Genomic DNA, 23,316 nt, shown 5'->3' with positions numbered 1-23,316 from the left:
GTCAGTCTCCTGCCGGGTGGACGGCGGGTCGGACGGTAGTGACCGCGTTGGTGGTCACCCCGGGCCTGGGGAGAGCGACCCCGATCAGGCAGTCGCGGGTCAGGATCTCGGCCAGCTGCTCCTGGGTCCAGTCCTCCGTCCCGGCCGGGCGTTGCGGCATCACCATGAACCGGTGTTTCTGATTGGAGTCCTGGACACGGACCGACACACCGTCCGGTAGCTGGAGACCGAACTCCGACAACACCTGTCGCGGCCAGCGCACCATGCGACGCCGATAGTTCGGCGTGCGATACCACTCGGGCGAATTACCGAGAATCGGCCGCGGATAACACGAACACAACGCGCACACGATCACGTGATGAACCGACGGGGTGTCCTCGAGGATCGAGAAAGCGGTGAAATCACTGGGCGTTCCGAAGCCGGTGGGCTCGAGCCAGTCGACCCCGACCTCCTTGCTCGCGGTCATCGGTTCGGCGAGGGCGAGTTCTTTGAAGTCCGGTTCGAGCCAGGCGCGGGCGACCAGGGTTGCGGCCGGCGTCGGTCCGATCTGTTCGGCGAACTCGGTGAACCTACGATGTTCCTCCGCGGTGAAAAGTCCCTTCTCTATGCACAATTCACGCAGGGCGATCTCGAGCACCTCGAAATCGGTGACCTCCTCGACCATCGGCGCGACCGTCCGCGCATGGTCGTGATCGTGATCGTGGCCGTGCGTACCGGTGGCGTCGCTCATGGTCTAGTTCTCCTCTCGACCGGCCGGCGCCAGCCACCTCTCCGGGATCTCGGTTCGCAGGGTGTCGTCGGCGGTGCCGGTGTATCCGTGCCACAGGTCACTCATCTGGAATTCGACGACGTAGAACCACTCGGCCTGGGCGTCGGACAGACCCCATGTCTCGTCCTCGGGCGCGGGACTCTCGTAGGCGACGGCCGAGATCCGACCGGTTGCGCCGCGCACGTATTCCGGTGTGCGCGTGTAGAAGACGACCGGAAGCTCCCGCACGACGACGAGATCGTCGACGGCGAACCGGGCCTCACCGGCCTTTCCTGCGTAGATCTGCGGGTCCCCGACCCCTACCGCGTGCCGGTGGTGGGTGTTGCGGGGTACCTCGGAACCGTCACCGACACTGCGGGGTTGCGCTTGGAGTTTCTTGCCCGCCAGTCCCCCGGCGTACCGTTCCTGCACCTCCAGCATGCGCTCGGAGAGCTCGCCGAGCGCGATGTGGTGTTTCTCGACCAGAACTCTCGCGACCGCCAGCAACCACCGGCCGTAGTACGGGAGACCGAGGTACTCCGCGCGGCCGACGTCGACATTGCCGATCCGCCGGCGTTCCTCGGAGAGCCAGATTCCGCGCCAGGCCAGGACTTCACACATGACGTAGGTCATGTGCTCCCACAGCTCGTAGGCTTTTCCCTCGTAGAAGATCGGTGCGTCGGGTTCACCGCCGACGTCGTGCACAGGTTTCAGGTAGGCGGTGATCCGCGCGTGATCGAGGAGATCGGGAGTCGGCGCGTCCGGAAGCTCCGGATACGAAGATTTCAGGCGCGCAACAAGATCCAGCTGTCTGGCACGTTCTTCTGCTGTACTCATCCGTCGCCTCCCGGGAGTAGCGGCCCCGCGGCTTTGAAGCAGAATGTTCCGAAATCTACTCGCGTAGCACGACTTATGGAGGTGTTTTGACGGAGTCGACGGTCGTGTGACGTCAGTTCAGCAGTCGGCCGTGCGCGGCGACGAACAGTTCGACGCACACGTCGAGGACGTCTTCGAGGGGTTCGCGTGGAATGTCGGAGTCCGCTTCCCCGGCGACATACCAGTCGACCATCAACTGGGTGACGGCTCCGACGAGCCCGACCGAGGCGAGCCGCTGACGGGTCGTGGGCGGACGACTTCCCCGTGCCAGCATCAGGATGAGGTCGGCCCATCCGTGTATCGCGCGCATTCGTACGCGCTCGATCTCCGGTGAGACGCCGACGACCTCGACCAGCATGACCCGCGCCCGACGCGCATCGTCGGCCAGTGCCGACATGAAGGCCTGCAGGATTGCGCGCGCCGCATCGGAGATGGCTTCTGCGGGAATGCCTTCCGAAGCATCGATGATCCCGGTCTCGTCGATCGCGGCGTCGAGGAAGCTCCTTGCGGCGGCGATCGTCGAGGTGCGGGCGAAGTCGACGCAGTCGTCGTAGACCGCGACGAGCAGGTCGGCGCGATCGCTGAAGGATTCGTAGAAGTAGCGCTGGGTGAGCCCGGCCTGGTCGCAGACACTCTTGACCGAGGCCTTCGCGTATCCGTCGGTACCGAAAACGTCGAGTCCGGCGCTGATCAGAGCGCTGCGTCGCCGAGCCTGGCGTTCGGTCGGGTCCGCTCCCCCATAGCGCCGGCCGGCGGTTCGGGTGGCGGGGTCTCCCGCGGTGGCGGACGTGGGCACGGAACCTCGCTCCTGTCGTCACGACCCGATTTCGACCGATCGGGTCTTTACAGCGCTGCTTCTGACACGATACCTTGTCAGAATCGAACTGACATGCTGACGTGTCAGATGGTGTCCTAGGGAGTACACGGTGTTGGAGTTCTTGCCGGAACCTATGCGCGAGCCCACGGTTCTCGCGATCCCGTTCTTCTTGTCGATGCTGGCCATCGAGTGGTTCGCCGCGGCCAAGCTCGAACACGAACACGATCACGACGACGAGGGCGGTCCGGCCCCCGGCGCCTACGAGACCCGGGATGCGCGCGCGAGCGTGATGATGGGGGTCGTCTCCATCGGGACCAGCGCCTTCTGGAAACTTCTCGGCCTGCTCGCCTACACCGCCCTGTTCACCTACGTCGCACCGTGGCATCTGCCGATGAACCAGTGGTACTCGTGGGTCATCGCTTTCGTGGCGGTGGACTTCATCTACTACTGGGTGCATCGGGTGTCGCACCGCGTGCGCATCGTCTGGGCGACCCATCAGGCCCATCACTCCAGCGAGTACTTCAACTTCGCTACCGCGCTGCGCCAGAAGTGGAACATCAGCGCCGCGATCGTGATGTGGCTCCCGCTGCCCCTGCTCGGTGTCCCGCCGGCCCTCGTGTTCTTCGCGTACTCGCTGAACCTCATCTACCAGTTCTGGATTCACACCGAGCACATCAACAAGATGTGGGCGCCGTTCGAGTACGTGTTCAACACCCCGTCGCACCACCGTGTGCATCACGGACGCGATCCCGAGTACCTCGACCGCAACTACGGCGGCGTCTTCATCATCTGGGACCGGATGTTCGGATCCTTCACGCCGGAGATCCGCCGCCCGCGCTACGGACTGACCAAACCGGTGGACACCTACAACATCTGGCGACTCGAGACGCACGAGTACGTGGCGATCGCCCGCGATGTGAGGTCGACGTCGAGCTGGCGAGCACGCCTGGGCTACATCTTCGGCCCGCCCGGGTGGACTCCGAAGACGACCGATCCGGCGCCCGAACCGGTGACAGCGGGCACCGAGAGCGAGTCGGTCAGCCCGCCATCGTGACGCGGCCGACCTCGGCCTGGAAGCCGCCCGCCGACGGTGGCAGCGTCTTGATCCACACCATCACGTAGCGGCTGGGTTGCGGAGACGCGATCGGGATCGTCGTGGTGTCCTGATCGACCCGACCCGCGGCCACCGGGGTGGTCCGGGCGAAGGCGGGCCGCGCGTTCGGCGAGGTGCGGATCTCCACGTCGAAACCGGGGGTCGGGGTCTCGATGGTCACCGACTTCACCGCGCGCTCGTCACCGAGGTCGAACATCAGGCCGAGCCCCTGCTTGAGACCGCCGAAGTCGGGGCGGCCCCGGTAGTTGTCGGTCTGCCACGGCGGCGCCGCACCGGTGATCACGTTCCCGACGTTGGCCGAGTTGTCCGGCGGCTGCGACGAGAAGTCGGCCACGGTCACCCCCCGGAGGGCGATGTCCTGTGCCGGCGGGGCCTCGGCAGGTGCCTTGGCCTCGGGTGTCGGTTGGCCCGGCGGGGCCGGCTCGGTGGTGGTCAGGATCGAATCGATGTCACTCGAGCCGTCACCGCTGCCGAAGACGTTGGTGGCTCCGACGATCAGCGCGATGACCACGAAGAGCGCGAGCAGACCGGCGCCGATCAGCAGCGCGAGGTTCTTGCGTCCCGGCTTGTGCTCGGCGCTGCCGACCCGCGGTGCCACCGTGACCGGCGGCGGCGCGTCGGCGTCGGTGATGGCGGGGAGCATGTCGGTGTTGAGGTCGACCACCGTCGCCTGGTCGAGGACATGCTGGACCGTCGCCGCGGTGCGGATGCCCCGGGTTCCGTCGAGGGCACGCGCCGCGACCGCCGAGATCTCGAACGGGATGTCGGGCTTCGCCGCCCGCGGTTCCAGGGGCTGACCGTTCTCCCCCGGTGCCGCCACCGGGATGCCACCGATCGGATCGGTGACGTCGTCGGTGGTGACGAGCCGCGACCCGTTCTCGGGATCGAGGGTCCACCGGTTCAGCAGCAGTGCGTAGAGCACCGCACCGAGGCCGCGCACGTCGGAGGCCTTGTCGTCCGCGGCGAGGGTGCCTGGGAAGGCGAGGACCGCGTTGCCGTCGTGGCTGATGCGGATGCGGTCGGGATGGTCGATCGACAGCGCGCCACCGGACCGGTGGGCGATCTCGGCGGCCGCGGCCAGCGAGCGCACGGCTCGGGCTGCGCCGATCGGGGACGGCTCGGACCGGGCAACGTCGGCGAGCGACGAGCCGGGCACCCACTCGGCGACGACGATGCCGCCGGAGGAACCGCGGACGACGTCGAGCACCCGGGCCACTCCGTCGGAGGTGATCTGTCCCAGACGGAGGGTCCGGGAGAGGACCGCCTGGGGTCCCTGGTCGGTCGCCTTGATGGCCTGTCCGCGCTCGAGCGGCGGCGCGAGCTGGTCGGCGTCGACGAAGGTCAAGGCGACCTCACGGTCGAGGTTGATGTCCTGGGCGCGCCAGAACTGCAGACCGCGGGTGCCGCCATGCTGTTCGAGGAGCCGGTATCGGCCACCGGCGACCGCGGCGCCCGGGATCAGACGTGGGCCGCGTCGACGGGCGGCCTCCGGTGTCGGGGCGGCGGCCGGCGCGTCGGGAGTCTGGCCGTGAGTGGATGTGGAGGGAGCCTGCGCTTCGGCGGAATGGGATTCGCCGGGGCCGGATTCGACGGGCAACCCGGTGGGTGCACTCGTGTCGATCTCGCTGTCACTCACGCGACGGACTCCTTTCCTCCGGTATCTGATGTCGCGCGGAACCGGTGCGCGCTCTGGGATGGGACGTGCTCCCCGGCCGGCGCCGATCGCGCCGCCGGTGTGCACGGAGTAGGACTGCCACGTCGCGGTGCCCCTGTCGAAGCGGCGCAGCACTTGTACCTGACCAGAGTACGGGAGCGATTCGTCCGCAGAGACGCGCGGAAACTGAACTGTGATCGCCGGGGACTGTTCGCGTTCGGGCTCCGCGGGCGGCGCGAGAGCCGGGATGAACCGGCCGAGGAGGCGACGTACCGAGTTGCCGATCGCGACCACGTCCGGCACCTGTGCGGCGGCCAGACCCGCATAGGTCACCGCCAGCACGACGACCGCCGTCAGGATCAGGTACAGCAGCGACCCGACCTTGCCGAGCCAACCGATCATGTGGTCGAGGCCGGACATCTTGGCGACGGCCCAGACGACCGCCGAGACGCTCAGAGAGACCGCGAACGTGACCAGCGTGGTGCGGGCGACGTTCGTCAATCGCGCGCCCCGCAGTCGGCTGCGGAGCAGGTAGTGGCCGACGATGGCGCCGACCAGGTAGCCGAGCCCGTTGGACAGCGCGAGCCACCGCACGACGTTCGACGGGTCGTCGAACAGGACGGGACCCATGTACGACGACGTCACCTTGACCACGGTGATGCCGAGCGCGATGAAGGTCGGGGTCCAGGCGTCCTCCCGGGCGTAGAAGACACGTAGCTGGACGAGCGTCATCGAGTACGGGATGAGCGTGAACGCACCCCAGGCGAGCACCGAACCCAGCTGGGAGGCGTCGGCGGCGTCGAACCGGCCGAAGTTGAACACCGCGATGGCGATGGCCGGCCCGAAGAAGGTCATGAACGACACGACCGGGACCAGGGCGACCATCGTCAGGCGTGTGGCCAGCGACAGGTCGTCGACCACGGCCTTCGTGTCGTCGGCGGCCGCATTGCGCGACAGTCGCGGCATGATCGCGGTCAGGATGGTCACACCGAGCACGCCGTAGGGCAGCTGCAGCAACTGCCAGTGGGTGAAGTAGATGCTGACGCCGGACTCCTCGGCGGAGGCGGCGATCCGGTAGGTCGCGATGAGACCGACCTGCAGCAGCGCCACGTAGGCGACGATCGCCAAGGCCATGTTGCCGAACTGACGCAACCGGGCGTCGATGCCCCATTCGAGCTTGAGATGCACTCCCGCCTTGCGCAGGAACGGCACCAGGACCATGGCCTGCAGCACCACGCCGAGGGTGCACCCGATACCCAGGACGAGCAGCTGCGGATCGCTCATCCGGACCGGGTTGAGCGTGATCTCGCCGGGCACGAGTGCGTACAGCACGAGCGTCGTGATCTGGACGACGTTGTTCAGGACCGGTGCCCAGGCGCCCGGCTTGAACAGACCGCGCAGGTTGAGCACCGCGATGAACAGTGCAGAGAGCCCGTAGAACAGGATCTCGGGCAGCAGCAGATAGGCGAGGTGGGTGGACAGGTCCCGGTTGACCTGCCCGTCACCGAGATTCAGGTAGGTCAGCAGTGGCGCGGCGATGACGGCCAGAACCGTCGCCGAGCCGAGCACCACCACGGTGATCGTGAAGATTCGGTTGAGAAAGCCCTGACCACCGTCTTCGTCCTCGGCTTCGGCCCGGGCGAGCAGCGGGATGACGATGGCCGTCAGCACGGCGCCCAACACGACCTCGGCGATCATGTTCGGCAGCACGTCGGCGGCCTGGAACGCCGATGCGATGCCCGAACCGAGCATCGCCAGGATCAGAACGGTGCGCAGGAAGCCGGTGATCCGACTGAAGAGGGTCGCGATGGCGATCGAGCCACTGGTTCGCAGGATGCTCGAGTCGGAGTCGCGTGCCAGACCGGTCGACGACGAGTCGTCGGCGGTCACCTTCTTCGACGACCCGGTGTTGACGGCGTCCGTCTCGCCGCTGTGTCGTTCGTGGTAACCGGCCGCGTCGAGGCGTCCGGGTCGGGCCGGCGGGGCATCGACGCGGACACCACCGGGGGCGGGGCCCTGAGCATGACGGGCGCCCTGAGGATCGCGGGTGCGGTGGACGGGCGGCGGCGGGACCGGCCGGCCGGGACGGGGTGGCCGCGGCACCGGGCCGGAACCGGGCGGGATCCGGCGAGGTGCGGCGCGATCCGGACGCTGTGGAGGCACCGCACCGGGTGCTCCCGGCCGCGGTTCGCGCGGCACATCGTTCCAGTTCACGTATTGTTTCGCCGTCCTCGTTCAGTGCTCGATCATGGGTCGTGCGGGTGGTCTTCCGGCTCCTCGCCGGGTGGCCGACCCTCGCCTTGCAGGGTACGGCGTCGCTCCTGATAGCCGCTTCCCGCCAGCATCCGCTCGAGTTCGTCGGGTTCGGGCCGGTCGGCGTCGGCGGGGTCGGGCTGACCGCGGAACCGGTGCCACAGCCTGCGCGCGGTCAGCAGCACGAGCGCCACGCCGGCGACGATGGTGATGTAGAACAGCGGCTTGCCGTAGGCGTTGGTGTGCACCTGCAGGGTGATCGGCTGGCCGAGGGGCACACCGGTGACCGTGGCCAGCCGGATGTCGATGGTGACGGCCTCGGAGGTCTCGCCGCGTGTGGGGAGCTGGATCTGCCGGGTTCCGCGGGCGGGGATCTCGATCACCCCGAGATCGCCGATCTCGACGCCCTCGGGTGCGGACGTGGTCAGGCGGGCCCGGACCGGCAGGGCGAGGTCGTTGCGCACCGCGAGCAGTACCGGGCTGCGTTCGGAGGCCAGGGTGTACCGGCCGCCGGGGTCGAGGATCGTGACGGACTGACCGAGGCGGTGCAGGGTCGACGCCACGGCGTCGATGCGCTCCTCCTGCAGCCGACGCAGATGCGTGTAGACGGCGGATCCCGCGACGTCGGGGGACCTGATGGCGCGCAGCTGGTCCTCGCGCAGCGGCGACATGTACCGCTCCGGGGTGGCCGCGACATCGGCCGACCGGACCAGCGCGCCCTCGAACTGCCAACTGTCCTCGACGTTGCGACGGATGGCGGCGGTCGCCTGCGAGGTGAGCACGGATCCGATGCGGCCGACGGGTCCCACCCCCGGTGGGTCGGTCAGGCGGCCGGTGGCACCTGCGGTGTTCAGTTCCTGCACCAGGGACGGCAGGGGTGTCGGGGTCGCGGCACCGGACTCGAGCAGCAGGCGCGCGGTCGCGAAGAGCGCGTCGGAATCCGCGACCGTCGGGGACCAGTAGGTCGGGGGCACGAGGAACGCAGACCGCCCGACCACCGGATTTCGGGGGCCGGAGTCGTCTGCCGAGTCCGGTTGCGGCGCGGCGATCGCCGGGTAGGCCAGCGCGGCGATCGCACTCTGGCGACGGCTGCCGGTCGATTCGTCGGTGAGGTCGACCTGCTGTGACTTCGGGGTGAGGGCCGGGGTGCTCGGGGCGGTGCCGATCGCGGCGAGCGACGCCGTGATGGGTGCGTCGAAGGTCTGGGCGGTGAGGCGGCCGACACGGTAGCGCCCGGTGTCGTCGCGGCGGCCGGTGGGGGCGACCGAGTTCGACGCGAGTGCAACGGAGGTGACGGCGGCTTCGGCCAGGGCGTCGGCACCGGCGTCGTCGATGGCGCCGAGGGCGGGCACTGACAGGCCGCGCACGCTGCGCACGCCCAGGATGGCGTCGATGATGTCGGCGGGCTTGCGGAGGGCGGACTCGGTGAGTCCGGTGTTGCCGATCCTGGCGAGCGACGTCAGGTCGGCCTGCGCGAACGGCAACGCCACCACGCACATCCGGCTCGCAGTCCACCGTAGGTCGTCGAGCCAGCGGCCGGCGATCTCGGATCCGCTGCCTGGCCGGGCGGCCGAGGTCGGGTCGGCCGGGTTCGTCGACACCTCGTAGCCGAGGGACATCGCACGGACGGTCACGAGGAGGTCGGGGTCGACGGCCAGGCACATGCTCTCGGCGAGCTTCTCGGAGCCGGGCATCGTGGCCGGCGCCGGTTCGGCGGGACTCTCCGCCGGGGGTTCGGACGACGGCGGTCCGGACTCCTCGCGCGGTGGCGTGCCGACGACCTTCTGCAACGACTTGAGCAGTTCGTGCAGCCGACCGCCGGTGTCGAGCGACCGTGCCATGTCCTCGTTGATCAGCCGGACGGGTTCGGTGTTGCCGCCGAGTACACCGGGCGCGAGCTGCGGTGGCGCGGCCATCGGCCACAGCATCGTCATCTGGGCCGGGCTGGCCAGATCCGCCGAGACCGAACCGTCGGGGCCGAGCCCGGGCACCGACGGCGAACCCGTCTCGTCGGTCGGATCGACGTAGTTGCGCGCACGGTTCTCGTCCGGCGGCAGCGACAGCACCGGGAGGAGCATGCGCGAGCCGGCGACCTGGGCCGGGTTGCCGTAGTCGGGGGTGCCGTTGACGTTGACCTGCATCGGATAGACGCCGGTCTCGGAGATCCCGAGGCCCTGACCGTCGGGTCCGGAGCCGGCGGACAGTGCCATCGACATCCGGAAGCCGACACTCTCCCCCGGCGCGAGGGACTCACTGAGCGTCTCGAACGGGCCGGCGACGGCGATCGCGGGATCGTCGTCGGCAAGCTGGGTGCGCAACCCCGAGGCCGACGAGACGGGATCACCACGTTCGAGACGGATGGACAGGTTGCTGATCGAGCGGTCGCCGATGTTGTCGACGCGACCGCTCACCGTCACCAGCGGCCTGCTGGTGGTGGTCACGATCGACGGGGTCATCGAGTCGATGACGATGCGTGCGAACCGCGGCGACGACTGCTGGGTGGGATCCGCCCCGGTGGCACTCGTCTCGGGCACGGCGGAGGCCGGTGCGGCGACACCCGGCAGCAACAGCAGTGCGACGACGCCGAGCACCGCCGCCAATGCGGTCACGACCTGCACCCGCCGCGGATCGATGATCCCGCCGCGACGATCATGACGTCGCTCGGATCGGCGGAGAGAAGGACGAGGGATCGGACCGGACCGGTCGGGCAACAGGCGCGCCTCAGCCATCGCCGGCCGCGGGCCGTCGGGGACGGCGTCGTCGCCGGCGCGGACGAGCCGGGGGCAGGGGCTCGTTGCGGCGCTGATTGCGCGCTGCGGCGGCTTTCTCATAGGCGTTGGGTTCGGTGCGAATGCTGTCGGCCTCGGACTGGGCGAGTCGGGTCGGGTCGGCGGCGAGATCGGCGATCACACCACGGGCCATCCGGGCGAGTCGTCGCTCGTCAGAGTACGTGAGGCGACGCGGCAACTCGTGCAACGGCACCCAGGCCACCTCGCTGACTTCGTAGTCGGCATCGGACAATTCACCGCCGACACAACGCAGAAGGTAGTGGTGCACGGTCTTGTGGATGCGGCGACCCTCGCTCACGAACCAGTAGTCGATCTTGCCCAGCGGTGCGACGACCGTGCCCAGGATCCCGGTCTCCTCCTCGACCTCGCGGATCGCGGTCTGCTCGGCGGTCTCACCGGTCTCGATGTGACCCTTGGGCAGCGACCACATCATCCGGCCGCGGCGATCCACCCGGCCGATCAGTGCGGCGGACAGTTCGTCGATGGGCAGACCGAGGTCGGAGATGACGAGTCCACCGGCGGAGGTCTCCCGCACGGTCCGGAGCTTGTCGGTGGCGGTGCGGTCGCTGGACCGGTCGGCGGTGCGGTCCGGCCGTGCGGAGCGGCGTCGGCCCTTGCCGGCCTTGCCCGTCGCCTGGGACAGGCCCTTGGTGGTGATGGTCGCCGTGACCGTGGCCATGTCGGAGGGCTTCGGCGGCGTCACCTTCGGACGGGCACGGTCGGGGTCGACGGGGAGCTTCTCCACCGGCTCGGCCTCGACGGGGTCGGGGCAGGCGGGATCGGCGGTACGGGCGCGGACGAGATCGTTCGGCGTGGGCCGCCCGGTCGACGGCGCCGGTGACGTGGCGGGGTTGTGCTGCTTGTGGGTGCCCGGTTTGTGGCCGTTCTGTTTGGGCCCGTTCTGCTTGGAACCGGACTGCTTGTGGCCGGCTGCGGCGTGACCGCCGCTGTTGTGCGAGGTGGTTCCGCGACCCTCGCCCTTGCGACCACCTCGACGCCGGCGGCCGCGTCGTGTGCGACGCCCCTGACCGGCTGGGTTCTGACCTGCTTGTCCGCCGCCGTCCCCATGCGAACCCGACGAGACGTCGCTGACGTCTGAAGGGTTGGTCGAGGAATCGGTGGACACTCCACGATGCTAGCGGCTGGTCACCTGCAGTTTGCCCGGACGCCTCGTAGTGCGCGGAGGATGTCGACACCGGCAACGGGATGCGCGGACAGGGTGTACGACGGATATCGACAGGTGGCCGCGACTGGGCCCGTGGTCCGGGCTCCTCCACGGCGTCGAAGCCGCGGGCGACGACGGTAGGGTGGCAAGCCGTGAATGACTCTTCTCCGTCGGATGTACGGCCGACGGTGTCGGATCCGGACCGCAAGACGCGCCTGCTGGCTGCCGCGGCGATAGCGCTCCGGGAGCTCGACGACGTCCTGGCTCCCCTCGGGGAGCTGTTCGCGTCGGCCGGTCATGAGTTGTATCTGGTCGGCGGCTCGGTGCGCGATGCGGTTCTGGGCCGGCTGGGCAACGACTTGGACTTCACCACCGATGCCCGTCCCGAAGAGGTGTCCCGCCTGCTCAAGGGATGGGCCGACGCCTTCTGGGATGTCGGCATCGAGTTCGGCACGGTCGGCATCCGCAAGGGTGAGCACCAGATCGAGATCACCACCTTCCGAGCCGACAGCTACGACCAGGTCAGCCGGAATCCCGAGGTCACCTTTGGCGAGACCCTCGACGACGACCTGATCCGCCGCGACTTCACCGTCAACGCGATGGCCGTACGCATCGGTGCGAAGGGTGCCGAGGACTTCTGCGATCCGCTCGACGGTATGTCCGCGTTGCTGGCGGGGGTCATCGACACCCCGGCGACCCCGGAGCAGTCCTTCGGCGACGATCCGCTGCGCATGCTGCGGGCCGTCCGCTTCATCTCCCAGCTCGGATTCCGGCTCGCGCCGCGCGTGTGGCAGGCGATCACCGAGATGAACGGCGAGATCGACCGCATCACCGCCGAACGTGTCCGCGCGGAGCTGGACAAGCTCATCTGCGGGGAGTTCCCCCTGGACGCGATCGACGCGATGGTCGAGACCGGTCTGGCCGAGCGGGTGATGCCCGAGATCCCCGGGATGAAGCTCACCATCGACGAGCACCACCAGCACAAGGACGTCTACCAGCATTCGCTGACCGTGCTGAAGCAGGCGATCGACCTCGAGGAGGGCGACCCCGACCTCGTGCTGCGCTGGGCGGCACTGCTGCACGACATCGGCAAGCCCGCGACCCGACGCCACGAACCCGGCGGCGGGGTCAGCTTCCACCACCACGAGGTGGTCGGCGCCAAGATGGTGCGCAAGCGGATGCGGGCGCTGAAGTACCCGAAGGCCGTTGTGTCCGACGTCGCGGACCTGGTGTTCCTGCATCTGCGGTTCCATGGGTACGGCGACGGCGCCTGGACCGATTCGGCCGTGCGGCGCTATGTCAACGACGCCGGTCCGCTGCTCGACCGGTTGAACAAGCTGGTGCGGGCCGACTGCACGACGCGCAACAAGCGACGAGCCCGCCGGTTGCAGCAGAACTACGACAACCTCGAGCAGCGGATCGCGGCGCTCAAGGAAGCCGAGGACCTGGAGAAGGTCCGACCCGACCTCGACGGCAACGCAATCATGGAGATGCTCGGTGTGCCGCCCGGGCCGATCGTCGGCCAGGCCTGGCGGTACCTGAAGGAACTGCGGCTGGACCGCGGTCCGCTCAGCCACGAGGAGGCCGAACAGGCACTCCGGGAGTGGTGGGCAGCGCGCGGGGAGAAGTAGGCGCGAGGACCGGTCAGCTCGGCGTCGGAGGGGTGAACACCTCGATGGCATGCGGGACGGCTTCGAACACCGCGGGCAGTTCACCGACGAGATCGCCGTCGACGGACACCAGCGCCGGCGGATCGCAGTAGAGCTCGACCTCGGCGCCGCGCATCGTCTGCACCAGCGGATGGTCGATGTGCGTTCCGGTGAACACCTTCGGGAAGACGCGGGCGAGCGTCGGCCGGGCGAACCGCGGCGGATTCTTCGCGAGGGTGACGTCGAGCTGTCCGTCGGACACCGATGCCTTCGGGGTGATCCTCATGCCGCCGCCGTACGAGGTGGTGTTCCCGATGGCAGCGAAGATGAGGTCGGCCTCGGCGGTCTCGTCGTCGACGCGCACCTGGTAGTGCCGCGAACGCAAGGCGATGAGCTCGAACAGTGCGGCGATCGTGTAGCGCGCCTGTCCCCTGGGCCAGCGCATGTCGATGGCGCGGGCGGTCACCGCGGCGTCGAAGCCGGTGGCGGCGACCGTCCCGAACAGAGCGGTCCGGCCGTCGGGGAAGCTGACGCGGCCCAGGTCGACGGGCCGTCGGTGGCCGTCGAGGATCACCTGGACGGCGTCGGCGGTCTCGAGCGGGATGTGCAGGTTGCGGGCGAAGTCGTTGCCGCTGCCGGCGGGGATGACGGCGAGGGGCTTGCCCGAACCGATGCTGGCCTCGACCGCGAGCCGGATGGTGCCGTCGCCGCCTGCGATGGCCAGCACGTCGGTGTCGCCGCGGGCGGCCTTGCCGGCCAGGTCCGCGGCATCGGCCATGTCCTCGCCGACGATGATCTCGACCCCGACGTTCTGTGCCTTCAGGAGGTCGGCGGCGTCCTGTGCCACGTGTAGACCGGCTCCGTGACGTGCGTACGGACTGGCAACGATGGTGACGTGTCGGATGGTCATCTGGTCGGCCCCCCGCCGATTGTGTGATCCGTTACAGTGTTACACATCATGTCAATCCGTAACGAGGAGATCGGGGATCTCGTTCTGGACGCGGCGCGGGTCTGCCTGCTGCGTAGCGGCGGCCGCAAGGTGACCGTCTCCGAGGTCGCCCGCCAGGCCGGGGTGAGTCGACCCACCGTCTATCGACGCTGGCCCGACATCGCCGAGATCATCCGGGACCTGCTCACCCGCGAGGTTCTCACCATCGTCGACCACGTGCTCGGTGAGCGCGGCGAGCCGCAGGACCTCGACGCACTGGCCGACCAGGTGGTGACGGTGGTCGGGGCTTTGCGCGACAGCGACCTGATCTCCTCGCTGTGGCGCGAGCAGCGGGACTTCATGGCGCCCTACGTCTTCGAACGCCTCGGCACCAGTCAGCAGGGTGTGCTCGCGCTGCTGGCGGACATGCTGGCCCAGGGACAGGGGCGCAGGCAGGTGCGGACCGGTGACGCCAAGCGGATGGCGTCGATGGTCCTGCTGATCGCGCAGAGTTTCCTGCAGTCGGGGGCGTTGGTGTCGGACATCCTCGCCGAGGGCTGGAGAACCGAACTCCACGACGTCATCGTCGGCTACCTGCGACCGACGCCATGAAGGGGTCCATCTGATGGCCACATTGTCCGTTCGGACCCGCAGTCGCGCGCTCGAGTCGATGGCGTCGAGTGCCGCGCCTCTCGATCTGCTGGTGGTCGGCGGTGGGATCACCGGCGTCGGAGTCGCTCTCGATGCCGCCACCCGTGGCCTGCGCGTCGCTCTCGTCGAGCAGGGCGACCTGGCCACCGGTACCTCCCGGTGGAGCAGCAAGCTCGTCCACGGTGGCCTCCGGTACCTCGCCAAGGGCGACCTCCGGATCGCCCGGGAGAGCGCCGTCGAACGCCATCACCTGATGACATCCATTGCACCGCACCTGATATCACCGCTCCGGCAGATCCTCCCCGACCGCGGCGAACGGCAGAGCTCGGTGCTGCGCGTCGGGATGCGTGCGGCGGATCTGTTGCGCCGCAACGCCGGAACGCCGAGCGCGTTGTTGCCTCCGCCGTCGCGGTTGTCGGTCATGGAGACCCTGGGCCGCTGCCCGACGCTGTCACCGGTCGGACTCCGCGGCGGGATCTCGACCACCGACGGGCAGCTGATCGACGACGCGCGGCTCGTCGTCGCCGTGGCGCGCACCGCAGCCGCCTACGGCGCATTGATCTGTACGTACACCCGCGCCGACCGGGTCGACGGTCGCGGCGCCACGCTCACCGATGTGTTCACGGGCGAGAGCTTCGACGTCGGCGCGCGGATGGTCGTGAACGCCACCGGTGTCTGGTCCGGCTCGGTCGACGACTCGATCGCCGTCCAGCCCAGCCGCGGAACACACCTCGTCGTCGATGCGGCGACCCTGGGCAACCCGACCGCCGCGTTGACCGTTCCGGTCGGAAAGTCGTTGTCCCGGTTCGTCTTCGCGTTGCCCGCACAGTTGGGTCGGGTCTACATCGGGATCACCGACGTCGCGGCGCCCGGAGCGATCCCCGATGTCCCCACCCCCGACGACTCCGAGATCGACTTCCTGCTCGACGCGATCAACCCCGCGCTGACCCGGTCCCTCGACCGCTCCGACATCATCGGCGTCTACGCCGGTCTGCGGCCGCTCGTCGATGAGCGCGGCACCGCCGGTGCCGAGTCCGACGGCCTCGCCGATGTCTCGCGCCGGCACCACATCCGGGTTCGCGGTGATGGACTGGTGACCGTGCTCGGCGGCAAGCTCACGACCTATCGGCGAATGGCCGAGGACGCGGTCGACGCCGCGCTGGCCACCACCGATCTGACCGCGGGTGAATGCGTCACCACCACGACCGCGCTGGTCGGAGCCTTGCGCGACCAACGTGAACAGGGTCTCCCGGCGTCACTGGTGGCGCGTTTCGGCGGGGAGGCCCCGACGGTTGTCGAGACGGCCACGGTGGACCGGCCACTGGATCCGATCGCCCCCGGCATCGACGTCACCCGCGCCGAGATCGAGTTCGCGGTCACCCACGAAGGCGCGGTCGACGTCGACGACGTCCTACATCGGCGGACACGCATCGGCCTGGTCCAGCGGGACGCCGATCTGGCCCGACCGGAGATCGAGAAGATCGTGACGCAGGTGCTTCCCACTGCCGGTTGAGTGGGCGACGGGGCCTCTTACCGCCGGTTGAGTGGGCGACGGGCCCCTTACCGACGGTTGAGTAGGCGAGGAGCGCAGCGACGAGCCGTATCGAAACCCCCCACCGCCGGTTGAGTAGGCGAGGAGCGCAGCGACGAGCCGTATCGAAACCCCCCACCGCCGGTTGAGTAGGCGAGGAGCGAAGCGACGAGCCGTATCGAAACCCCCCACCGCCGGTTGAGCAGGCGAGGAGCGCAGCGACGAGCCGTATCGAAACCCTCAGTAACCCATGGTGCGCAATGCATCTGCGAGACGGTCGAGGTCTTCGCGCTGCACGTCGAGATGCGGGCTGAGGCGTAGGACCGGGGTCTCGGTCGCCAGGGGTGCGCGCCAGGTGTCGGCCGCGGTGACCAGGAGGCCGAGGGAGAGCAGCTTCTCCCGCGCGGCGGTGACGTCCTCGAACTGCCACCCGGGCGGCGGCGCGAGGGTGACGATCGCCGACGGCTCGTCGAGCGGTTCGACGACCTCCCAGCTCGCGATGCCGTGCAGCCGCTCGCGGGTGACCCTGCCGATCGTTGCCAGTTCGCGGAAGACCCGCTGCTGCCCGATGTCGAGCAGCTCGCGAACTGCGATGCCGAGGCCGAGTCGGCCGGCGATGAACGCGTCGGATCCGTCGATCTCGACCGGTCGCAGGGAGTCTCGGCGTACCGCGACGAACCCCACACCGCGCGGGCCGGTCAGCCATTTGCGGCTGGTGCCGTAGACGACGTCGGCGCCGGTCACGGTGGGTACATGTCCGACCGACTGGGCCATGTCGACGACCACCGGCACGCCGACGCGGTGGGCGAGTTCGACGATCCGCGCGACCGGCTGAACCGCACCCGACATCGACCCGATGTGGCAGATGTGGATGAAGTCGGGCTGCTCGAACTGCAGCATGTTCTCGAGTGCATCGGTGTCGACGTGGCCGTAGACGTCGGCGTCGGGCATCGTGCGGACGGCGTAACCGCGACGTTCGAACTCCTCGAGGTTGGGGCCGAACTCGTTCTTCGCCACCCACACCGTCGAGGTGACGGGGAGACTCCAGTTGGTGAGCAGGGCACGCAGGGCCGCGCGGGCGCTCTCGCGGAAGATGATCTCGTCCGGGGTGTGCCCGATCAGGGCGGCCAGATTGCGTGTGTCGCGGGCGATTTCCTCGGCACGGTCGTCGGCGGCCACATAGGAGCCGCGTTCGGTCTCACGCCACAGATGGGCGGTCATCGCACCGATCACGCCGTACGACGACCGTCCGGCGGATGCGGAGTCGAGATGCGCGAGGGCGGGTTTCAGCCGCGCTGCATGCCATTGCTCGCCGAGGTCGCTGACGTACATAGGGCCTCAACCTACCGGGTACGGACGGTCCCGGTCACACGCCGGGGGCGATGTGGCATGGGATCGATGGAACCGCCCGGGGTGGTCCATGCGTCCAAGAACGCATGGACCCGGTGATCGAGTATTTCTTCGGGCCCGGCGATGGTTCGACGACCCGCTGGTCCTCCCCTGCCGACGCCGTTCTCGGCGATTCCGGGCCCGACGCGGTCAGCCTCGACTTCGACGGTGACGGCCGTCGGGACGACGCGATGTGGGACACCGACGCCGATGGCATCGCCGACGTGGCGGCGCTCGACACCGACGACGACGGCGAGCCGGATGCCTTCTATCGCGACTCCGGTGCCGGTTTGTGGGACCGGGCCGTCGACCCCACCGCCGGTGTCGAACCCACCGCGTCCGACGCCCGTTCCCCCGCGCCCGGCGACGGGTCGGGCGAGAGAGCCCTGAACCTCGATCTCGACGGGGACGGGGTCACCGACATCGAGCTGGTGGGTGCGGAGAAGGGAGGTCGGATCACGGTCGAGTGTCTGTATGTCGACGCCGACGGGGACGGAGTGTCGGACACGGTGCTCGTGGACCTGAACGGGGACGGGGTGGCCGACGCGGCCTACGAGAAGCGCGATCCGCGGTTCACGCGGCGGGGTCGGTGACCGCCTGCTGTCCGGCGGCGGGTTCGCCGGTCACCTCGGCGCGGTTGTACAAGGCGCGGACCGTCACCATGCCGACCAGGTAAATGACCACACCGAGGACGACGAGCACGGTGGCATGACCGTCGACGGGGATAGCCAGCGCCGCCACGGTGACCGCGCCGACGTAGGCGATGTTGAAGACCGCGTCCTGCACGGAGAAGACCTGACCGCGTACCGCGTCGCCGACGTCGACCTGCATTGCGACGTCGCCGCACAGCTTGGCGACCTGACCGATCAGGCCGAGCACGAAGGCCGACCCGCAGATCACCGCGAAGTGGAACCCCAGGACGGTCACCTCGGCGACGGCTCCGACGCCCAGCGCGCACATCAGGGTCACGTACCGCCCGACGCGTGCCACCGCGAGCGGGGTGACCACTGCGGCGAGGAGGGCGCCGGCTCCGGTGAAGCCGACGACGAGGCTGACGCGATCGAGCCCGTCGCCCGGTCCCATCTGCCGGGTCAGCACGAGGATCATGAGGGTGTTCATGCCGAACACCAGGCGGTGGGCGCCGATGGCCGACAATGCGGCCGCCACCGTCTTGTGGGTCGCGACCGCCCGGGCGCCGTGCCACAGGCCGACCGAGACGGCATGGAACGCCGACTTCCCCGGATCGTCGGGTTCGTCGGGGCCCAGTTGCAGCGGCCGGAATCCGTGTGCGAGACCGCCGGACACGACGGCCAGCACGATGCCGGCCAGCATGGTGAGGGCACTGCCCGAGTTGTCGTCGCCGAAGATGGCTCGCAGGCCCAGCGTGATACCGAGGCCGACGCTGAGCATCGCGCCGCCGAGCGTCGTGAACAACGCGTTGATGGCCACGATCACCTCGCGTTTGGCCACGTGCGGGAGCCCGGCGGACAGACCTGCGGCCACGAACCGACTCGCGCCCGTGGCGGCGAGCGCCGAGATCAGCACCACGAGGTCGGGTGCACCGGATGCGACCGCGATCGCGACGAGTCCGATGATGGCGCCGCGCAACAGGTTCGCGTAGAGCAGCACATTGCGTCGGTCCCAGTGATCGAGCAACGCCCCGGCGAACGGGCCGATGAGCGAATAGGGCAGCAGCAGCACCGCGAGACCGCCCGCGACGGCCAGTGGATCCGCGTGGCGTTCGGGGTTGAAGAGGATGCTCCCGACGAGTGCCGCCTGGAAGATCCCGTCCGTGACCTGACTCGAGAGACGGACGAACAGCAACCGTCCCAGACCCGGTGAGTGACGGAGCGAATCGAGGAACACCGACCACCCGCGGCGGTGGCTCACCTCGGTGCTGTTCACCCGTTCAAGCGTACTCACCGACGGGGTGAGCTCCCTCGGCTGTGCCGACCCCGGGACTCGACGGGCGTGCGATGATGGCTGAGTGGCCGGCGGTGACGACGCAGACGATCCCACACCGGAATTCCGCCCCGGGGATCCCTCGGCGGGCAGCGGTGACAGTGGCCGCATGCCCGGTGTCCCGTGGGATGCCGATCCCACCCACCGTGTCCGTCCCGGCACCGCCCTGATCGCGTCGACCGATCTCATCGAACCGACCTTCGCGCGCACGGTCATCTACGTCATCGAACACAACGAGGCCGGCAGTCTCGGCGTCATCCTCAACCGCATGAGCCAGACCGCGGTGCACAACCTGCTGCCGCAGTGGACCGACATCGCGGCCTCGCCTCGCGCCCTCTACGTCGGCGGTCCGGTCAAGCAGGACGCCGCCCTGTGCCTCGGCGTGATGAAGCACGGCTTCGACGTCGACGACCATCCCGCCCTCCGACCCGTCGACGGTCGGGTTGTCCTCGTCGATCTCGACGCCGACCCCGAGTCGCTGTCCGAGGTGCTCGAAGGAGTGCGCATCTTCGCCGGTTACAGCGGATGGGGAATCGGTCAGCTCGACGACGAACTCGAGCAGGACAGCTGGATGCTCGCCTCGGCGCTCCCCCGGGACCTGCTCGCCCCGCCCGGCGTCGACGTCTGGTTCGACATCCTCCGCCGGCAGCCGTGGCCGATGCCGCTTCTCGCGACGCACCCGATCGATCTCAGCCTCAACTGAGCTGTACCCCTGCTCCCTGAGGTGCGAGGAGCGCACGGCGGTCCCCGCCTGCTGCCTGAGGTGCGAGGAGCGCACGGCGGTCCCCGCCTGCTGCCTGAGGTGCGAGGAGCGCACGGCGGTCCCCGCCTGCTGCCTGAGGTGCGAGGAGCGCCAGCGACGAGCCACGAAGGCCCCGTGACCCGAGCTCCTCGACCCCGCCCGAAGCAATTGAGAACCACCACGGGTGACCTACCTCACCCCCGATGCTAAGTTGTGATCGCTTGATCAGGTATCGCCGCGACGACGCTCAGCCGTCAGCGCGGCGAATCACACGCGGGGGTGTGTATGGGCGGGTCGTCGAAGAGTGTTCGTCTGCTGGCGGGGGTGATCGCACTCGTCGCGGTGCTGGTCGCGCCGACCGTCGTCGCGGGCGCCGCACCGAGCGGACCGACGGGAGGGTCGGCGGCAGCGCGGTGGGCCGCGAGCCACGACGGCCCGCAACCCTATGCCGGTGTGAACGTCAGCTGGGACGTGCCGATCCGGATGAGCGACGGCACCGTCCTGCGGGCGAACGTCTACCGGCCCGCCGACGCCCGCGAACGCCCGACGTCGACGAAGACGCCGGTCATCGTCAACATGACCCCGTACACCAAGCTGGTCAGCTCGATCGGTTCCGCGGTCACCCAGCATCCGGTGCTCGAACCGTTCCTTCTGCAACTCGCCCGGTCGATCAATCTGTCGGGCACCCCGATCGACGGGATCAACGACATCGCCCACACCATCCGTGACGGCGGCGCGAAGACCTTCCTCGTCGACTTCGACCTCGTCCGCAGCGGTTACACGCAGGTCGTCGTCGACGTGCGCGGCACCGGTTTCTCCCAGGGCAAGTGGGATGTCTTCCAGGACCGCGAGCAGCGTGACACCGTCGAGGTCATCGACTGGGCGTCGAAGCAGCGGTGGTCCAACGGCAAGGTCGGCATGTCGGGTGTCTCCTACTCGGCGATCAACCAGATCCAGGCCGCCAACAAGAACCCGAAGGCGCTCAAGGCGATCTTCCCGGTCGAACCGGGCGGTGATCTCATCCGCGACATCGTCGCGCCCGGTGGCGCACTCGGCGTCGGCTTCCTCCCCTTGTGGCTGACCCTGGTCAACACCACCAAGATGGTTCCGAACGTGGCGTCGATGCTGAACGGCACGTTCGACTGGAAGTGGCTGGCCGACCGGATCGCCGATCCGCTCACCTTCTACCCGCAGCTCCTCGCCGGCCTCTTCACCCCCGACATCGCGTCGGTGCCGCCGGAGCTCAAGGAGTTGCTGGAGACCGATTCCGGGCCGCGCACGGCCTGGCTCGACCGCGCCGAGAAGATCACCACGCCGACGTTCATCTACGGCGGTTGGTTCGACCTGTTCACCAACTCCGAAGTCCGCATGTACAACAAGATCCCGCTGCCCCCGGGCAAGAAGCAGCTCATCATGGGCGACGGCTACCACCTCACCATCGGTGGCGGCCAGCAGGGACGGGCCGGCACACCGCCGCGGCTCGACGTCCTGCAGAAGGCGTGGTTCGACAAGTGGCTCAAGGGAATCGACAACGGCATCGACTCCTACGGTCCGGTGAATCTCAAGCAGGTCGGCGACTCATGGATCACCGCACAGCAGTTCCCGCGAGCGGGGATGGAACGCCAGCGTCTGTACCTGAGCGACCGTCGTAGCGGCACTGCCCCGTACGCGGTGCGCGACGGCAGCCTGACCCCCACGGCGCCGCAGTCGCGCGCCCGCATGACCATCGCCCCCGGCCTCGCACCGGTGTGTTCCCGCGACGCCGCGCAGCAGATGGCCGGCGCGCTGGCGATCTTCCCGGGCTGCTCCGACGACGCCCGGATCTCCGAACGCGCCGCACTGTCGTTCACCACTCCCCCGCTGACGACGACCCGCAGCGTGTCCGGTTACTCGAATGTCCGGCTGAACACCGTGCTCGACGCCACGGACGGGTACTGGACGGCCACCCTCAACGACGTCGCCCCGGACGGCACGTCGAAGGTCATCACCTCCGGGCAGGTGGTGTCGTCGCTGCGCGGGTACGACCGTGCGGCATCACAGTTCGCACCGAACGGCGACGTGATCGACCCGTTCTACAACCTCACCCTGTCGACACGGCAGCGCGTCGCACCGGGACGCCCGGTGAGCGTCGACATCGGGCTGTTGCCCACCGAGGCGATCGTGAAGCCGGGCCACCGCCTGCGGGTCGACGTGTTCGCGATGAACTTCCCGCGTGGTCTCCCATTGCGGCCGTTGCTGAACGAGTCCGGTCTGAAGGCACAGCACATCCAGCTCGACCCGAACCGTCCGAGCTTCGTGAACCTGCCGCTGTCGACACCAATCGGTGACTGACACGCCAATCGGTGACTGACACGGCGAGAGGCGCTCGGCGACAGTCGATCTGAGACGGGCCGACACACTGACGACACAGCTGGAGCCGTCGACTTCTTGGTCGACGGCTCCAGCGTGTGCGATCTGTGCGGGGGCGCGGTTTCGCCGACTACGATGCCGGTGGGTCCGCGGTTCGTCGCGTCGTTCGGGTCAGTGCCGACCAGCGTCGTCCTGCGGTTCTGGACTGCCCGACTTCGCCAGGCCTCTCGCGATCATGTAACCGATGGTCAGCCACGTGATGTACTTGAGCGCCTCGGCAGCACCGAACGGATCGACGTCGCCATCGCCACCGCCCACCACCAGCGCGGTGATCACGACGGCGAGTACGGCGAGCCCATATGCGATCAGTTCACTCGTCTTCGTCGAAGCCTTTGCCTCTACATCTCGACGGAACCCGACGGGGTTTGGCGCGGCGATCGGGGGTGCAGAATGGCCGGGCGCACCGGGATTGGGCGGCCGGTACGGTTCGGGGTTGGTCATGAGAAGGCCTTTCCTCGAATTGCTCACCCTTCTCCGGTGACCCCGGAGAAGGTGCACCTCTGTGCATCTCAGGGTCCCCCTCTCGGGGAGCCGCCAAACACCGGGCAAAACAGTCAATCGTGCCGTGTCTCGCCCGTATCCGTACCCGACCGCATCGAACAGGCCGCGGGCCCGCGATTTTGTTCGACGTGAAGCCAG

Annotated in this window: 17 protein-coding genes; 7 read left to right on the top strand and 10 right to left on the bottom strand. The window is 68.7% G+C overall.

The genetic code is table 11. The features are described from left to right. Position 1: 1 nt before the first annotated feature. The 3 genes from scnC to M1L58_RS08370 all read right to left on the bottom strand — a co-directional run bounded on the left by scnC (position 2) and on the right by M1L58_RS08370 (position 2,420). Positions 2–730, bottom strand: coding sequence for a thiocyanate hydrolase subunit gamma (scnC, locus tag M1L58_RS08380; protein ID WP_154883700.1), 729 nt, complete (start codon positions 728–730; stop codon positions 2–4). A gap of 3 nt (positions 731–733) precedes the next feature. Further along, on the bottom strand, positions 734–1,585 hold the full coding sequence (locus M1L58_RS08375) for an SH3-like domain-containing protein (protein WP_248658539.1): 852 nt from the start codon (positions 1,583–1,585) through the stop codon (positions 734–736). A 112-nt stretch (positions 1,586–1,697) separates the two neighbouring features. Further along, positions 1,698–2,420, bottom strand: a complete 723-nt coding sequence (locus M1L58_RS08370) for a TetR/AcrR family transcriptional regulator (RefSeq protein ID WP_248658538.1) — start codon at positions 2,418–2,420, stop codon at positions 1,698–1,700. A 130-nt stretch (positions 2,421–2,550) separates the two neighbouring features. Here M1L58_RS08370 and M1L58_RS08365 point away from each other — a divergent pair, with 130 nt between their 5' ends. Further along, positions 2,551–3,495: a sterol desaturase family protein gene (locus tag M1L58_RS08365; protein ID WP_248658537.1), complete on the top strand. Its 945-nt coding sequence runs from the start codon at positions 2,551–2,553 to the stop codon at positions 3,493–3,495. On the opposite strand, the gene M1L58_RS08360 is transcribed toward M1L58_RS08365, so the two are convergent. The 3 genes from M1L58_RS08360 to M1L58_RS08350 form a co-directional block, all read right to left on the bottom strand. Continuing rightward, complete coding sequence (locus tag M1L58_RS08360) at positions 3,479–7,099, bottom strand: murein biosynthesis integral membrane protein MurJ (protein ID WP_248658589.1); 3,621 nt, start codon at positions 7,097–7,099, stop codon at positions 3,479–3,481. The genes M1L58_RS08365 and M1L58_RS08360 overlap by 17 nt on opposite strands. A 356-nt stretch (positions 7,100–7,455) precedes the next feature. Beyond that, the gene (locus M1L58_RS08355; RefSeq protein ID WP_248658588.1) at positions 7,456–10,080 is read right to left on the bottom strand and encodes a DUF6049 family protein; all 2,625 of its coding nucleotides are present in this window, start codon (positions 10,078–10,080) and stop codon (positions 7,456–7,458) included. A gap of 103 nt (positions 10,081–10,183) precedes the next feature. Further along, positions 10,184–11,377 carry an NUDIX hydrolase gene (locus M1L58_RS08350; protein ID WP_248658536.1) on the bottom strand — a complete coding sequence of 398 codons (1,194 nt, stop codon included), beginning with the start codon at positions 11,375–11,377 and terminating at the stop codon, positions 10,184–10,186. 227 nt (positions 11,378–11,604) lie between these two features. Between M1L58_RS08350 and M1L58_RS08345 the strand changes: the two genes are divergently transcribed. Next, positions 11,605–13,047, top strand: a complete 1,443-nt coding sequence (locus tag M1L58_RS08345; protein ID WP_308221801.1) for a CCA tRNA nucleotidyltransferase — start codon at positions 11,605–11,607, stop codon at positions 13,045–13,047. A gap of 13 nt (positions 13,048–13,060) precedes the next feature. Here M1L58_RS08345 and M1L58_RS08340 read toward each other — a convergent pair whose 3' ends face one another. Next, positions 13,061–13,975: a diacylglycerol/lipid kinase family protein gene (locus M1L58_RS08340; protein WP_248658534.1), complete on the bottom strand. Its 915-nt coding sequence runs from the start codon at positions 13,973–13,975 to the stop codon at positions 13,061–13,063. Positions 13,976–14,023: 48 nt separating this feature from the next. On the opposite strand from M1L58_RS08340, the gene M1L58_RS08335 reads away from it, so the two are divergent. Both M1L58_RS08335 and M1L58_RS08330 read left to right on the top strand, forming a co-directional pair. Further along, the gene (locus tag M1L58_RS08335) at positions 14,024–14,605 is read left to right on the top strand and encodes a TetR/AcrR family transcriptional regulator (RefSeq protein ID WP_006868494.1); all 582 of its coding nucleotides are present in this window, start codon (positions 14,024–14,026) and stop codon (positions 14,603–14,605) included. A gap of 13 nt (positions 14,606–14,618) precedes the next feature. Then, the gene (locus M1L58_RS08330) at positions 14,619–16,157 is read left to right on the top strand and encodes a glycerol-3-phosphate dehydrogenase/oxidase (RefSeq protein WP_248658533.1); all 1,539 of its coding nucleotides are present in this window, start codon (positions 14,619–14,621) and stop codon (positions 16,155–16,157) included. 258 nt (positions 16,158–16,415) lie between these two features. Here the strand turns inward: M1L58_RS08330 and M1L58_RS08325 are convergent, their stop codons facing one another. Further along, on the bottom strand, positions 16,416–17,507 hold the full coding sequence (locus M1L58_RS08325) for an aminotransferase class V-fold PLP-dependent enzyme (protein WP_248658532.1): 1,092 nt from the start codon (positions 17,505–17,507) through the stop codon (positions 16,416–16,418). Positions 17,508–17,611: 104 nt separating this feature from the next. Here M1L58_RS08325 and M1L58_RS08320 point away from each other — a divergent pair, with 104 nt between their 5' ends. Continuing rightward, positions 17,612–18,157, top strand: a complete 546-nt coding sequence (locus M1L58_RS08320; RefSeq protein ID WP_248658531.1) for a hypothetical protein — start codon at positions 17,612–17,614, stop codon at positions 18,155–18,157. On the opposite strand, the gene M1L58_RS08315 is transcribed toward M1L58_RS08320, so the two are convergent. Continuing rightward, positions 18,138–19,469 (bottom strand): MFS transporter, encoded by a 1,332-nt coding sequence (locus M1L58_RS08315; protein WP_248658530.1) that lies wholly within the window; start codon positions 19,467–19,469, stop codon positions 18,138–18,140. The genes M1L58_RS08320 and M1L58_RS08315 overlap by 20 nt on opposite strands. Before the next feature lie 82 nt (positions 19,470–19,551). Here M1L58_RS08315 and M1L58_RS08310 point away from each other — a divergent pair, with 82 nt between their 5' ends. Both M1L58_RS08310 and M1L58_RS08305 read left to right on the top strand, forming a co-directional pair. Continuing rightward, entirely contained in the window at positions 19,552–20,229 is a 678-nt protein-coding gene (locus M1L58_RS08310; RefSeq protein WP_374112680.1) for a YqgE/AlgH family protein, read from the top strand. 324 nt (positions 20,230–20,553) lie between these two features. After that, positions 20,554–22,599, top strand: coding sequence for a CocE/NonD family hydrolase (locus tag M1L58_RS08305; RefSeq protein WP_248658529.1), 2,046 nt, complete (start codon positions 20,554–20,556; stop codon positions 22,597–22,599). 189 nt (positions 22,600–22,788) lie between these two features. On the opposite strand, the gene M1L58_RS08300 is transcribed toward M1L58_RS08305, so the two are convergent. Continuing rightward, positions 22,789–23,118, bottom strand: coding sequence for a hypothetical protein (locus M1L58_RS08300; protein ID WP_248658528.1), 330 nt, complete (start codon positions 23,116–23,118; stop codon positions 22,789–22,791). Positions 23,119–23,316 lie beyond the last annotated feature (198 nt).

Source organism: Gordonia sp. C13 (assembly GCF_023218005.1).
GTDB lineage: Bacteria > Actinomycetota > Actinomycetes > Mycobacteriales > Mycobacteriaceae > Gordonia > Gordonia namibiensis.
This window is presented reverse-complemented; position numbering and strand designations above follow the sequence as displayed.